12 protein-coding genes are annotated in these 14,286 nt (G+C 42.4%); 3 read left to right on the top strand and 9 right to left on the bottom strand.

Going from position 1 to position 14,286, the window contains the following annotated elements; all coding sequences use genetic code 11:
• Positions 1–223 precede the first annotated feature (223 nt).
• The gene (locus Q9G97_RS10725) at positions 224–859 is read left to right on the top strand and encodes a hypothetical protein (protein WP_305898811.1); all 636 of its coding nucleotides are present in this window, start codon (positions 224–226) and stop codon (positions 857–859) included.
• 21 nt (positions 860–880) lie between these two features.
• Here Q9G97_RS10725 and Q9G97_RS10730 read toward each other — a convergent pair whose 3' ends face one another.
• Complete coding sequence (locus tag Q9G97_RS10730; RefSeq protein WP_305898812.1) at positions 881–1,495, bottom strand: GNAT family N-acetyltransferase; 615 nt, start codon at positions 1,493–1,495, stop codon at positions 881–883.
• Between the two features lie 251 nt (positions 1,496–1,746).
• On the opposite strand from Q9G97_RS10730, the gene ribF reads away from it, so the two are divergent.
• Positions 1,747–2,811 (top strand): riboflavin biosynthesis protein RibF, encoded by a 1,065-nt coding sequence (gene ribF / locus Q9G97_RS10735; protein WP_305898813.1) that lies wholly within the window; start codon positions 1,747–1,749, stop codon positions 2,809–2,811.
• 104 nt (positions 2,812–2,915) lie between these two features.
• On the opposite strand, the gene Q9G97_RS10740 is transcribed toward ribF, so the two are convergent.
• From Q9G97_RS10740 to Q9G97_RS10755, 4 genes are all read right to left on the bottom strand, one after another.
• Positions 2,916–3,155 carry a DUF2789 family protein gene (locus Q9G97_RS10740; RefSeq protein ID WP_201570022.1) on the bottom strand — a complete coding sequence of 80 codons (240 nt, stop codon included), beginning with the start codon at positions 3,153–3,155 and terminating at the stop codon, positions 2,916–2,918.
• A gap of 237 nt (positions 3,156–3,392) precedes the next feature.
• Positions 3,393–4,376 carry a malate dehydrogenase gene (locus tag Q9G97_RS10745; protein WP_305898814.1) on the bottom strand — a complete coding sequence of 328 codons (984 nt, stop codon included), beginning with the start codon at positions 4,374–4,376 and terminating at the stop codon, positions 3,393–3,395.
• A gap of 270 nt (positions 4,377–4,646) precedes the next feature.
• Complete coding sequence (locus Q9G97_RS10750) at positions 4,647–5,423, bottom strand: hypothetical protein (RefSeq protein WP_305898815.1); 777 nt, start codon at positions 5,421–5,423, stop codon at positions 4,647–4,649.
• A 237-nt stretch (positions 5,424–5,660) separates the two neighbouring features.
• Positions 5,661–7,679: a transglycosylase SLT domain-containing protein gene (locus Q9G97_RS10755; protein WP_371747943.1), complete on the bottom strand. Its 2,019-nt coding sequence runs from the start codon at positions 7,677–7,679 to the stop codon at positions 5,661–5,663.
• A gap of 575 nt (positions 7,680–8,254) precedes the next feature.
• On the opposite strand from Q9G97_RS10755, the gene miaB reads away from it, so the two are divergent.
• Positions 8,255–9,745 (top strand): tRNA (N6-isopentenyl adenosine(37)-C2)-methylthiotransferase MiaB, encoded by a 1,491-nt coding sequence (gene miaB, locus Q9G97_RS10760; protein WP_371747883.1) that lies wholly within the window; start codon positions 8,255–8,257, stop codon positions 9,743–9,745.
• 89 nt (positions 9,746–9,834) lie between these two features.
• Here miaB and Q9G97_RS10765 read toward each other — a convergent pair whose 3' ends face one another.
• The 4 genes from Q9G97_RS10765 to argE form a co-directional block, all read right to left on the bottom strand.
• The gene (locus Q9G97_RS10765) at positions 9,835–10,080 is read right to left on the bottom strand and encodes a hypothetical protein (protein ID WP_305898817.1); all 246 of its coding nucleotides are present in this window, start codon (positions 10,078–10,080) and stop codon (positions 9,835–9,837) included.
• Positions 10,081–10,227: 147 nt separating this feature from the next.
• Positions 10,228–11,442: an RtcB family protein gene (locus tag Q9G97_RS10770; protein ID WP_305898818.1), complete on the bottom strand. Its 1,215-nt coding sequence runs from the start codon at positions 11,440–11,442 to the stop codon at positions 10,228–10,230.
• Between the two features lie 705 nt (positions 11,443–12,147).
• Positions 12,148–12,894: a LysE family translocator gene (locus Q9G97_RS10775; RefSeq protein WP_305898819.1), complete on the bottom strand. Its 747-nt coding sequence runs from the start codon at positions 12,892–12,894 to the stop codon at positions 12,148–12,150.
• Between the two features lie 154 nt (positions 12,895–13,048).
• On the bottom strand, positions 13,049–14,284 hold the full coding sequence (gene argE / locus Q9G97_RS10780) for an acetylornithine deacetylase (RefSeq protein WP_305898820.1): 1,236 nt from the start codon (positions 14,282–14,284) through the stop codon (positions 13,049–13,051).
• Positions 14,285–14,286: the final 2 nt, after the last annotated feature.

Consider the following 14,286-nt stretch of genomic DNA (forward strand, 5'->3'; position numbering starts at 1 on the left):
AAAAATATTTAGTTTAGTCATTCTAAGCGGATCTTTTTAATGACGAAGCGGCAAAAAAGAGTCCTGTCCTTGCAGGCTGATGCTAAAATCGCTCTATTCGTTGTAAAAATCTAGCCAAGGCATCTGCATTACCTGCGATTTTTACCTAGACTAGAACCATTTTAGCTATCAGCAGTGCCTTCTTGTGAATGTTCAACACGCCCTAAAGATCTTAGGATTTATTATGAGAACTGATATTTTAAATGTGCAATATTTGCCCAAATTACTGACTGCTGTGCTAGTGAGTAGTAGTCTATTATTGAGCGCCTGTAATAATAATGATGTCAATGAGATAAATACTGACTCTACTATTGACAAGGTAGATACTGATGATATCGATACTAATAACACTATGGCTAGTGAGCCCAATGCTACGCTAGCTGATGAGGATCAAACTCTTGAGCCTGCTAAGCTTGTAGAAGAGGAAGCGGTAGATGTCAATGGCAATGCCGTTGATAGTAATGTTATCGACTCGACCTTTATCAACGCCAAGCAGCCCAGCTTAGTGACCAATCCTACTGAGGCTGGAACGCCAGAAGACACCGTCAAACAAGCGCTCGATACTTTGTATTATGGTGAGGTAAAAGACGCGGTCAATTACTACAGAGTTGATATCGATAATTTTGAACAAGAGCTTGCTAATACCCAAAGCGCCTTTCAGCAAACGGTCGAGAGTGTCACTATTACCCATACTCAGTATAGCGTCGATAAGATACGCGCCACCATTACTGGTGAGCTGAAGCTAAAAGGTCAAAGTGAGCCAGCACCTCTAAAGTATCAACTACGCAAAGTGGGCAAAGAATGGAAAATATTAGGTTAAGCGATCGCCGCTAAAAATAAGCTAAGTCGCTAAAGCTGTTGCAGCATTAGCGTTCACAGCGATACCAAGTATCACCACATCAGCGATAAACCCATCCATATCACAAACTTGCGGTAGATAACCCCATTGGGTAAACCCAAGCTTGCCAAATAGCCTTAAGCTTGGCTGGTTATGAGCAAAAATCAGGGCGGTAATATTACGAATACCTAAACTGGGTGCTTGTATGATCATCCAACGCGCCAGCAAGCTACCTAGTCCTTTGCTATGATAATCGCTGTGCAGGTAAATACTGATCTCGCTACTGATATGATAAGCGCTGCGAGCATATAAATCGCTAAAGCTACCCCAAGCGACAATAGGGGCTGTGTTATCTGTATCACCGTTTTGCTGATGAGCACTAGTCTTGAGTACTTTGACTACTCTGACCACATAGATAGGACGCTTAGGATTATTGATATGCTCGCTAAACCAAGTCGCACGCTCATCACAGCTGACCTCTGCTAGATTGGCAGTGGCTTGCTTACCTGCAATGCTTTGATTATAAATTGCTAAGATAGACGCTAAGTCACCCGTGCCTGCACGCTGAACTATAAATTGATCATTAAGCGATACCGCGTCGATAAAGGTGTCGGACATAACTATCCTTTTAGTTGGGTAATTTAAGTATTTTATTAGAGAGTAACCATAAGTCATGAGGCTATTATAATTAAAGTATAAAAAACGACTGGCTGTTAACAAAGCGTCGCTAATGATAAACGGCTGAATGCTGTTACTGGCGCTATTTTACTCTATAATGGCTAAGCCGTAAAAACTCAATTTATCGATATTTTATTATTCGCTTTTATTCAGATACTTTTTATATAAACACTTAGCATAGCTGCCAATTTATGAATACCTACTTTCTTGAGCCATTAATTAGCGCCTCGAACGCGGCGCAAACAGACAGCAGTATACAAATTCTGCCGCCTTGTGTACTGACTATCGGTAATTTTGATGGGGTGCATTTAGGACATCAAGCGATGCTAGCGCAAGTGCATGCTTTAGCTGATGAGCTAAAGATAAACTCAGCAGTGATGATATTTGAGCCACAGCCAAGGGAGTTTTTTGCACCACAAAAAGCGCCTGCTCGCTTGACCAATTTAGCAGAAAAACAGGCACTACTAGCAGAATATGGCATTGAAAATTTAGTAGTAGCCAGCTTTGATAGTGAGTTTCGTGCCTTAAGTGCTAAAGAGTTTGCTGATAAATTAGCGCTACAGCTCAACGTGCAAGCGTTAGTGTTAGGCGATGACTTTCGCTTTGGTCACGACCGCACAGGTGATAGTCAGTTTTTGCGTGATTATGGCTTACAAGTGACTACTCTAGATACCGTTACTGAAGACAATAGTAGTCACAGTAACAATCAGAATAATAGTGCTGAGAGAATCAGCTCAACCCGTGTCCGTGATTTGCTATTAGCGGGTGATATAGAGGCAGCCAATCAGCTATTAGGCCGTGATTATATGATCACAGGGGCCGTAGTACATGGCGATCAGATCGGTCGTACTATGGACTTTCCGACCGCTAATATTGATTTGGCACGCATTAAGCCTGCGCTGCATGGTATTTTTGCCGTCGATGTCGTGGCACTTGATGATGATGGTCAAGTGATAGCTAATGGGTTTGATTCATTAGCGGTTGATGGCAAACAGGGAATTACAGGTTTGCGTGCGCATAGCTTATTTGGTACGGCTAATATTGGCACTAGACCTTCGGTAGATAAACCCCATGAATGGCGTCTAGAAGTGCATTTCCCGCAGCTGCAAGCCGATCTTTATGGCAAAACCCTACAAGTGCGCTTTTTGCACTTTTTACATGGTGAACGTCATTATGATGGTCTGCAAGCCCTAAAATCAGGTATTCATAATGATGTGGCGGATCTATTAGCTTGGCGAGAACAACAGCTTGATTAGAAATTTTGAGATTATCATCTTAAGACTGATTAAACTTAAAAACCCATGACATTTGCGGCCATGGGTTTATTGCATTCAATATAGTTAAATTAATCTAAAACCAATTATGCTGTCGGATGCATACGTACATTCAATTCATCAATGATCTCAACCCATACTGCATCTCTTTTCCACTCTTCTTGCAAGAACATACGCTGCTTGTCACTCCAAATCTTGGCATTGACTAATTCTTCGTCCGCAGATAATTTGTTTGCTTCAATAAAATTATCAATAGCTTCATCTGAGCTATCTAATCCTAGCTGCGCAAATAAATCATTAATACTATAATTCGGCTCACCTAACATAGTGTCTCTCCTTAATGTTGTTATTAACTTTATCGTTTAAATTTTAATCTTTACAAATAAACCTCAATGCTTAAATACTTACTCAGTGTAGCAAGCTGACTTTTAAATGCTGTTATCCATCGTTATTAATTGTGTTAACAACAGGTTTTATACTGCAATGGTAATAATAATTTATAGCACAAAAAAAGCCCTACTATAACTAGTAAGGCTTTTTTCATACGCTATACAATAATCAGCTTATGGCAGCAAATGCGATACAGCATCACGCTCTTCGCTAAGCTCTTGCTCTGTAGCTGCCATCTTCTCTTTTGAGAAGTCAGAAGTTACATCAACGCCTTCAACGATAGACCAGTCACCGTCTTTACAAGTACAAGGGAATGAGTAGATCAAGCCCTTAGCGATACCATATTCGCCGTTTGAGTAGACACCCATAGATACCCAATCATCGCCTTCAGTACCCATTACCCACGTACGTACATGTGCAATAGCAGCGTTAGCAGCAGAAGCTGCAGATGAGGCGCCACGTGCTTTAATGATTGCCGCACCACGTTTTTGTACTTCTGGGATATAAGTGTTTTCGTACCAATCACGATCTACTAAATCTAACGCAGGCTTACCGTTGACTGTACAAGCGGTTAGGTCAGGATACTGAGTCGATGAATGGTTGCCCCAGATGATCATCTTTTTCACATCATTAACGGTGCTTTCAGTCTTTTCAGCTAACTGCGCTATACCGCGGTTATGATCTAAACGAGTCATTGCCGTAAAGTTACGTGGATCTAAATCTGGTGCGTTACGCTGAGCAATAACCGCATTTGTGTTTGCAGGATTACCTACAACTAACACTTTTACATCACGGCTTGCAACGTCATTCAAGGCTTTGCCTTGTGCTGAGAAAATCGCCGCGTTGGCTTCTAATAAGTCTTTACGCTCCATACCTGGGCCACGTGGACGTGAGCCTACTAATAAAGCATATTCGACATCTTTAAATGCAACTTTAGCATCATCAGTCTGAACAATATCTGTCAATAAAGGGAATGCACAGTCTTGTAACTCCATAACCACACCCTTTAGGGCGTCAAGTGCTGGGGTAATTTCAAGCAAATTTAAAATAACTGGCTGATCTTTACCTAGCATCTCACCTGAGGCAATACGGAATAACATTGCATAACTGATATTACCAGCGGCACCGGTCACGGCAACACGTATAGGCTGTTTCATAAAATACTCCCTAATTGATTATTAGATATCTTTTTAAATAGCAACGCTTTCAAATAGCCATTCTCTAAATCAAAATTTCTCACAATGATTTTGGATGACAACTCTTGACCACCCTTTGATGGGCTAATTTACATAACATCAATTGCAAATCGCAGCTAGTGTAGCACCTCAAATGCTGCATCGTCTAGGGACATCATGGGGCTTAATACAGATGATATTGTTACATTTTAATTGTTAACTATTAAAAGTAGTGAAATATATTACCGAGCGCTACTTGCCACCTGAGATTATAAAGTTGCTACCGCAATTATTTACGGGTTGACTACAACTACTAAACTGGCTGCCCTCATAGCAAATATGTACATCAGTCAATATAGGCTGGCGACGATTGCCATCTTGGCAAATCAAATCGATACTTGATGATGACATTCCACTATTAAGGCGAGTCATCTGTCCGATAAAACGAGATTTAGACACTGTATAACTGTTACCAGTATTGAGCTCACTAGGGAGCTTTAAATCACCTGCAAGGCTTACAATTTGACGGAAATAGCTGTTAGCACTAAACGGGCTACAAGCGCCATAGCGTTGCCATGCTTGGCTGCGCACGGCATTATCTGGCATGATACGATTGACCACTTTTAATTGTAATGGCGTCAAATCAGGTTCACTACCCCGCCCACAGCGAGTGCCATAACCCAAATTCAGACCTGACACTGTCAGTGAATAACCCTCTAGACATTGACGCATACGCGCACGCGTCGGTTGCAGCTTACATAGCGCAGGGGTCATCTCAATCATCAGAACGCGCTGACCCGACTTAGCCACGCTAGCAGCCTGTGCTGGCATCGCCATAAATGCAGATATAGATAATAGACTGACTACCCGACTTGCTGTATGAAATGCTGAATACTGTTGCTGTAAGCATCGAGGTTTTTTAGTAAAGCACAGACACGCTTGTCTAACCAGCTGACGATCAGTGGCTATATATCTCAGCGCTGCTCTACACTTTGGCAACGTCGGCAATTTTGGATATTTATTTGTCATAAGTAATAAAACGGTCAAAGGTTATTAAACAATGGCAATAGTCTTATGTAGCAATACTTGGAATAAGCATAGTTACTATTATCATGTTAACAAAACGCTTTTTTTTATATATAGCAAAATCGTAAGCTTACTAACAAATAACGACTAAATATCTTTATAAGCTTAGCCCATCACAACAAAGCCATTAGCAAATAATCGCTAATGGCTTTGTTAGATCTTAATATCATACTGACTAAGTTAAAAAGCGGCTGGAATAGTACCCATACGCTGAGTGATAGGCTGAGGACGACCTAATAAGCTACTATAGACAGTGGCGTTTTCCATCACATGCTTGACATAATTACGAGTCTCAGGATAGGCGATTGACTCAACATATTGATCAGCATCTAGCGTGCCATAAACGGGCTGCCAGCGTTTGGCTTTATTAGGACCTGCGTTGTACCCTGCTGTTGCTAGTACTGGCTGATAGTTAAGCTTCGCTAGGATATCGCTCATATACCACGTGCCGTAACGAATATTGGTATCACCGCTATTAGCATTACTTGAGCTATAGGATTCACCAAGCTTACGAGCGATGTATTTTGCCGTATCGGGCATAATCTGCATCAAGCCACTAGCCCCAACACCTGAGCGGGCATTAGTCACAAAACGGCTCTCTTGGCGCATAATGCCGTAGGCCCACGCAGGATCAATACCGGCTGACTGGCTATAACGCACTACTTGCGATTGGTGCGGCATCGGATGCGATAGCGCCAAGCTGCTCGCTCTATCAGTGTTATCTGCGGCATAAACCGCACGATCTAGCCAGCCCATATCATGAGCTTGCAAGGCGGCGGCAATAATCAAATTGTCATCACGATTATCACGCGCAACTTTTACTGCCCAGTTCCATTCGCGATTGGCATAGGCACGGCTGGCATCACCATTATACAAGGCAAAGGCGCGAGCAAAGTTGGGGTCTTGCATAGCGCGATTGCGATCAGCACCGCTGACATTCGGTAGATTACTACCTCCCAAGCTACTGATATCAAAACGCTGACCGACTTTGTCTTTTGCCATCAAGCCGTAGTATTCATTACTCTTAGCTAAGTTTTGATACATTCTCTTCGCAGTGCTCTTTTTATTATTATCACCTGATTGCTCGTAAGCGCGCGCTAGCCAATACTGCCATTGATTATCCTTTTGGGTCTCAGCATCCATCTTAGCGATCGCCTCAGCCACATCATCCCAGCGGCTAAAGCGAATCGCTGCCATTGCATAATCTTCGGCTTCTTCAAAATTAAAGTCAGCATCTAAGCTATTACGGAACCAGTCTACCGCCTCGCTATTGAAACCATCATCAGTATTATGACCCATGCGCTCTACACCAAGAATACGATAGGCATAGCGGCGTGTGTCATCATCTAGTAAACGCGTAGCGCGCTGATTGTCTTGTTTAACATCAAAGTCCAGCTGTATAGCAGCCTCACGATAAGACTTATCTGCCAAACGCCCCATCGCGTACAAATACAAGTATTGATTCATCTGGCTATTAGGCTGCATACCAAAACGACTAAAAAACGAGGTCGGACTTAGCTGAATTTCGCTAAGTGCTGAATAGGGAATTGAGACTCCTAGACGTGAAGACAACGACATAATATCGCCCGTTTTTCCTTTACGTAGCATACGCTTGAGACGTGCCGCTCGATCTTGATTGCTAATAAGCGCATTATTATTCATCTCGCTCGCTAGCTGCTCGCATAATGCAGGTTGCTTAAGCGTTTTGAGCCAAACGTCAGATTTGGCCGCCATAGCACGCATAGTATCGCCACCATTATTGAACCCGAGGGCAATCGCACAGCGCTCACTAGCATCAGCATTGGTAATCAGGTTTGCCACTTGACGTACCGCTGCATAATCGCCTGAAGCCGCTTTGGTCTCGGCAAAGTCAGCGGCTAGCTTTTCTGCCATAACGGTATTAGGGTATTGACGGACAAACTGTGAAACGCTAGCAGCGCTTTGAGAGCCTATATCCAAATTCATGCGCCAATATGTTGGATACATCGCAAACAAACCACCGCTCATCTGCTGCTCATAACCATAAAGCGCACTAGTATCACCGCGATTTTCCGCTTGGGCAGCGGCATTAAAGGCGCTGACACTACTGTCTTGGTTATAGCTATTGCCTGACTGATAGCCAGTCTCTCCTTGATAGCTCTCATTATCGCCCCATGTCAGCTCCGCACAAGCCACTTGCGATAACCCAAGCGCACTCATTGCCGTAGCTAAGCTCAACGCACTCACTCTTAAAGTACTGGCATTAAAACGCTTATCAAAACGCTTAGTGAACGTGTCACTTTTTTGCAAAGTATTAGGCTGGTGCTGCTTTGGCATACGGACTCTCTTTATAATATATAATGATCAATGATTCGGTATAGATAACTTAATATAGATAGCGCTATAAAATTTATAAGCTGCTCAGGCGCTTATCATACTATATTAATTTCACTTACCACTATCCCCTTTACCTTTCATCAATAAAGAGGACAGTGGCGAGCAACACAACCGTGATAGGACTGACAACACTTAGATAAATCGTGCTATTCATAGCGATAGTGTTGTGACAATTACTAACAGTCAAAACAAAGCAATGGTTTTGAAGCGTTATGATTGTTTTAACTTTTAATGAGATTAACAGTTAGATAAGCAATTGATACTATTGTAATTAATTTATCATGATTGTCGCTATCAGTCTAAGCTTCTTTTTCACTTTATCAGCCAATTATGATAAAATGCGTCACCATTAATGGCCTGTTGCCGCTATATTTGTTTATTAATCATGGATCTTCTTTATGAGTGTTACTGTATTTAATCCGCGCACCAATGATAATGCAGCCACCAAACCTGCTGTCTCTACAGTCGTAGCGCCCTCTTTCATGGAAATATCAGAACCAGCTTCAGCGACAGCGCCAACCAGCAAAAAAGTTTTTATCGCCACGCAAGGCTGTCAGATGAACGTCTATGATTCTGACAAAATGCTCGACGTGCTTGGCGATTCGCACGGTATGCAGGTCACTCATAATATCGATGAAGCTGACGTGCTCTTGATGAATACCTGCTCAATCCGCGAAAAAGCTCAGGAAAAGGTGTTTTCTGAGCTTGGACGCTGGCGTAAGCTTAAAGAGAAACGTCCTGATCTAGTGATTGGTGTAGGCGGCTGCGTGGCATCGCAAGAAGGCGATAACATTCAAAAGCGTGCGCCTTATGTCGATATGGTCTTTGGCCCGCAAACTTTGCATCGCCTGCCAGAGTTGTACGATCAGTCCAATCAGCAGAAAGATATCGCACCCAAGAATCGCATTGGTACGATCGATATCTCCTTTCCTAGTATTGAAAAGTTTGATTTTTTGCCTGAGCCAAAAGTTGATGGGTTTAAAGCCTTTGTCTCTATTATGGAAGGCTGCTCAAAGTATTGCTCATTCTGCGTTGTTCCTTATACGCGCGGTGAAGAATTATCACGTCCACTCGATGATGTATTGGCTGAGATCGATAGTCTTGCCATGCAGGGCGTACGTGAGATTAATCTATTAGGTCAAAACGTCAATGGCTACCGCGGCGAAAAAGACGATGGCAGTATTTGTCATTTTGCTGAGCTATTGCACTACGTGTCACATGTCGATGGCGTTGAACGCATCCGTTATACCACTAGCCATCCGCTAGAATTTACTGACGATATTATTGATGCTTATGCACAATTACCTGAGCTAGTTTCACACTTGCATCTACCTGTACAAAGTGGATCGAACGCGATACTTGCGGCGATGAAACGTAACCATACTATCGATGTCTACACCACTCAAATTGAAAAACTCAAAGCGGTGCGCCCTGATATTCATTTATCGAGCGACTTTATTATTGGCTTCCCTGGTGAGACCGATCAAGACTTTCAGGATACGCTTGATTTAGCAAAAGCATTAAACTTCGATCACTCTTATAGCTTTATTTACTCCAAGCGTCCCGGCACGCCAGCCGCAGAATTACCTGATGATGTCAGCTTTAAGACCAAAAAAGCGCGCTTAGCTGAATTTCAAAAGGTAATCATCGATTCTACTTTGCAAAAATCGCACGATATGGTCGGAACCACCACGCGCGTACTCGTTGAGCAAGTCGCCAACCGCCATCCTGATTGCTTAATCGGTACTGCTGATAACACGCGTACGGTGATGTTCCCGTATGACGAAGATAAAATGGCTGAGCTACTAGGCAAAATCGTTAGCGTACGCGTGACTGATTTTGTGAGTCCGCACATGGTTAAGGGCGAGTTAGTTGAGGTTTTGGCTTAAAACTTTAGAAGAAATTTAAGGTAATAAAGAAAGCCGTTCGCTATTGGATAGTGAACGGCTTTTTCGGTAAATATTAAAATTAGTTATCATTACTCTGATAACCAATCCGTTTGACGCAATCGCTGCTTAGTCTCGCGACGGCGTTTTTTGCGGACGATATCGATATCCTCTTTTTCGTGAATACCGCCTTTTCTTAACAACGGATCTAGCGCCAAATAATTACGTGGTTTGACAGCGCCCAACGTTTGCTGACTTGCATTATTATCGGCATCATTTTTCTGTTCTAACTGGCGCTCAATTTGTTTAGCTTGTTTTAGAGTTTGTTCTAAGCTCATTTTTTTATCCTAATTTTCTATTTTTAATCAGTTCTCTTACCATTTTTATTCACGTATGGATAATTCATAAATTTCTCCTAAGTCTTTATATGTGAAGAGCTTTGCTTTAACTGAATAACAAAACTCAGAACACAATTTGAAATGCTATTAACCTTTGATACACATCACTTGCTTTAGTGTATGCACCACTTCAATCAAGTCCGTCTGATTAGCCATTACCTCGTCGATATCCTTGTACGCGCTAGGTATTTCATCGATGACACCTTTGTCTTTGCGACATTCAACGCCATCGGTTTGCGCCTTTAATTCATCGATGGTAAAGGCACGCATCGCCTTGCCTCGGCTCATCTTGCGCCCTGCCCCATGGGAGCAAGAACAGAACGATTCACTATCACCAAGTCCACGCACGATAAACGACTTGGCGCCCATTGAGCCGGGGATAATCCCTAACTCGCCTGCATAAGCGCTGATTGCGCCTTTGCGCGTGACATAGACTTGCTCACCAAAATGCACCTCTTCATTGACATAGTTATGATGGCAATTAATCGCCTCTTTGGTTAATTGAAACCTAGGTAAACCTACTTGTGGTGACTGCAAAGCCTTAATGACCAAACGCATCATCTCGCGGCGGTTTTCTAGTGCGTAATCTTGCGCCCACTCGACCGCTTCGAGGTAATCGTCAAAACTGTTCGAGCCTGCAGCAAAGTAAGACAGATCACGATCAGGCACATGACCAAAGCGCGATTGACGCTCTTTTTTGGCAAGATTAATAAAGTACTGCCCTATGCAATTACCGATGCCGCGACTACCAGAATGTAGCATGACCCAAACGTCTTGATTCTCATCTAAGCACAGCTCGATAAAGTGATTACCACCGCCCAGCGTGCCGATTTGCTTGGCCAACGTGCGCTCAAAACCTCTAAGCATTTTGAGCAAACCTGGATGCTTATCAGTGATAGGCTTGAGGCGTTTCGCAAGTGGGTCAAGCGTTGAGTGCTTAGCTTGAATTTGCTTATGCATATTAAAACCAACAGGCACTTGCTGCTCGACCGCCAAGCGCACTGATTTCAAGCTATCTGGCAAATCACTTGCCGTTAATGACAAGCGCACTGCATTCATACCGCAGCCAATATCGACGCCAACGGCTGCTGGGATAATGGCAGATTTGGTCGGAATCACGCTACCGACCGTCGCGCCTTTGCCGACATGCACATCAGGCATTACTGCGATGTGGGAATGCACAAACTCCAGCTGCGCTAAATTGCGCAATTGCTGTAAAGCGCCTTGCTCGACATCCGTGGTATAAATTTTGACAGGGACGCCGTGTTTACCGCTTTTATTTAATACTAATTGAATACTCATTCAATAATATTCCATTTTTAATTCTTATTTAATTTTATTATCATACGTCTAATTAAATTTTATTAAAATTAAGACACAACTCTGTCATCCTAATTTAATAAGAATTTTAATTTTATAAATTTTAAATAATAAAATACCATTATCTTTATTTAAGCCAAATAAATGACATCAACAAAAATATGAATTATTTTGATGAGTTTTAAAGAATATAATAACTAAAGAGATGACGCTATTTCATATGACTGAGTAATTACGATACAACAAAATATGCCGTCGATAATACTCAATACCGTATTTAAGAGAGCGCTTACTACTATTGAGTAAAGCGAGTCTACTATGCAGTTAACTTTATAGAGAGTGCTTAGAATAGATAGCTAAGAGTAGCCAAACCTCTGGAAGTCATTACTGCTGTCATTTGCTTAGTACATTCAATCTTTAAAAACATCGTATTATTGGAATGGGACATAGTGATTCCTCCGTCAGTTATGGCTAATGGTCAAAGGTTGACCCTAGCAGATTAGATAAGATGTGTTATAGCAAAGCACTATAACCTTGTCGAATAATAATAACGCTTTAAAAATTAAAGTCAATATTTATTTTTAACTATCTCATAAATATATAATATATTTTTAAATTCATATTATACACTTAAAACTACCTCAAATTTTATGCATGTTCATAAAATCAATGTTCAACTATTTATTATTAACTTATAAAATGACTAATCACTTCGAATAATAATGCCGCTGCAATTAACATAAAAATAACACCACACATTCTATTGAGCCAAGCTAAACGATTGCCAACATCGAGCCAACCCGCCAGCTTTTTACCGCCAAGGGTATAGATAATTTGCCAAATAGTTTCGCTTAAAAATAGCCCGATAGTGAGCAATATATATTGCGGCCAAAGCGGCGCGCTAAAATTAATAAATTTAGGAAAAAAAGCGGCAAAGAACAAGATAGCCTTTGGATTAGACAGTGATACCCAAATGCCCGTACGAAACAAAACCATATTGCTAGGACTAGATTTAGTCGCCGCGCTGGATAAACTACGGGGTTTAGGGTGCGACTGAGAGCTGTAGACAGCACTATCTTTTGCTTGGTCCAAATAATCCGCAGCGACCTCTGCACTCATTTCGCGAGCATCCTCCATCAAGCTACTATCACCACTATCACGCCATGAGCTTATCCCTAAATAAATAAGGTATATCGCACCGATTGTCTTGATAACCTCTAAAGCCCAAGGCTGTTGGCGACTGATAACATCCAGTCCTAGTAGCGTAGATAGAAGCAGCATAAATAGCCCAAGGCTTAGACCTGCTAGCGTCCATATAGTACGTTTTACCCCATAATTCATGCCATATTGAAACGCCAACAGCATATTGGGGCCTGGCGTTGCCGATATAAAAAAAGTGCTAGCGAAGAATACTGCAAATAGATGCCAAGACATCGACGAACCCCTAGTTTATTAATTAAAAATACTACAAATATAAAAAAGTAAACACCGCCATAATGACGGTGTATTTCACAGCAATAACTCTATCTAAAATACTTGGCGTAAGGTGGGTTAGCTCAAGCGTAACACACCGATTCCAAAGTACAAATCAATCAACTATACAACTCTCTAGCAAACGTTGCAGGAAAACATCGCAGCGCTCAAGCTCACTAAGCGCAACATACTCATCGGCTTTATGGGCTTGCTCAATACTACCTGGACCGCAGATGATCGTTGGAATACCTGCATCAGTAAACTGCCCGCCCTCAGTGGCATAAGCGACTTTATGACGCTTGTCATCGTCAACCAATGCAGCTATCAATTTTTGCAGCTCATCATTGGTATTATCAGTCATGGCAGGCACGCTCTCTAGATGCTGTAGCTCAATACCTGTATCGGCCGAGCGCGCTTGCATCTGTGCGTTCAGCTCAGCGATTCTACTTTGAATAGGCGTCAATATATCGTCTTGCGTCATATGCGGCAGATTACGATAATCAAAGGTAAACTCGCATAGATTCGGGACAATATTAGTTGCCGTGCCGCCTTGTATTGTACCGACTGATAGCGTCGAGTACGGCACATCAAACAGCGCATCGCTATCATCACGATGGCTTAATTGCTCAGCCAAATCATCGACAAAGCCGATCATTTTGCTAGCATAACTTATGGCATTGACGCCTTGAGTAGTCAATGATGAATGAGCAGACTTGCCATGGACGCGACAACGATATACCGCAATGCCTTTATGCGCCACCACCATTGTCATCAAAGTTGGCTCGCCCACGATACAGTAATCAGGCTGGATACCACGCGCAGCCAAATCAGCCAAGATGAGTGGCGCGCCCAGGCAGCCTACCTCTTCATCAAATGATAAAGCCAAATGAATAGGACGTTTTAACTTACCAGCCTTAGACAGCTCAACAGCTTGAGGTAATAGCATTAATGCACAAGCGATAAAGCCTTTCATGTCGCATGATCCGCGCCCATAAAGCTTGTCACCACGAATAGTAGCGGTAAACGGATCAGAGCTCCAATCTTGCCCATCGACAGGTACGACATCGGTATGACCCGATAGCACCAGCCCGCCATTTACCACATCGGCATTTTTACCTGCTGGTACGGTGACGAATAGATTGGCTTTATCTTGCGCTGCATTAAAAGTTAAATCGACTGCTAAGCCTAACTGCTCACAATAAGCCTGCACATCTTTAATCAAAGCTATATTTGAATGACGACTCACGGTGTCAAAGCCAATCAAACGCGTCAGCCAGTCGATACTGTTTTGAGGATAATTTTTCATATCATTGCATAGGTTTTCTTCAATTTTACTAGTTGTTACAGCCATTG

Origin of the sequence: Psychrobacter sp. M13, assembly GCF_030718935.1 — a bacterium.
Lineage (GTDB): Bacteria > Pseudomonadota > Gammaproteobacteria > Pseudomonadales > Moraxellaceae > Psychrobacter > Psychrobacter immobilis_G.

What these genes read in the sequence shown, in the direction of transcription:
- Q9G97_RS10725 (WP_305898811.1), top strand. Translation starts at nt 224, where the DNA reads ATGAGAACTGATATTTTAAATGTGCAATATTTGCCCAAATTACTGACT.
- Q9G97_RS10740 (WP_201570022.1), bottom strand. Translation starts at nt 3,155, where the DNA reads ATGTTAGGTGAGCCGAATTATAGTATTAATGATTTATTTGCGCAGCTA.
- ribF (WP_305898813.1), top strand. Translation starts at nt 1,747, where the DNA reads ATGAATACCTACTTTCTTGAGCCATTAATTAGCGCCTCGAACGCGGCG.
- Q9G97_RS10730 (WP_305898812.1), bottom strand. Translation starts at nt 1,495, where the DNA reads ATGTCCGACACCTTTATCGACGCGGTATCGCTTAATGATCAATTTATA.
- Q9G97_RS10775 (WP_305898819.1), bottom strand. Translation starts at nt 12,894, where the DNA reads ATGTCTTGGCATCTATTTGCAGTATTCTTCGCTAGCACTTTTTTTATA.
- Q9G97_RS10755 (WP_371747943.1), bottom strand. Translation starts at nt 7,679, where the DNA reads ATGAGTGCGCTTGGGTTATCGCAAGTGGCTTGTGCGGAGCTGACATGG.
- miaB (WP_371747883.1), top strand. Translation starts at nt 8,255, where the DNA reads ATGAGTGTTACTGTATTTAATCCGCGCACCAATGATAATGCAGCCACC.
- argE (WP_305898820.1), bottom strand. Translation starts at nt 14,284, where the DNA reads ATGGCTGTAACAACTAGTAAAATTGAAGAAAACCTATGCAATGATATG.
- Q9G97_RS10750 (WP_305898815.1), bottom strand. Translation starts at nt 5,423, where the DNA reads ATGACAAATAAATATCCAAAATTGCCGACGTTGCCAAAGTGTAGAGCA.
- Q9G97_RS10770 (WP_305898818.1), bottom strand. Translation starts at nt 11,442, where the DNA reads ATGAGTATTCAATTAGTATTAAATAAAAGCGGTAAACACGGCGTCCCT.
- Q9G97_RS10765 (WP_305898817.1), bottom strand. Translation starts at nt 10,080, where the DNA reads ATGAGCTTAGAACAAACTCTAAAACAAGCTAAACAAATTGAGCGCCAG.
- Q9G97_RS10745 (WP_305898814.1), bottom strand. Translation starts at nt 4,376, where the DNA reads ATGAAACAGCCTATACGTGTTGCCGTGACCGGTGCCGCTGGTAATATC.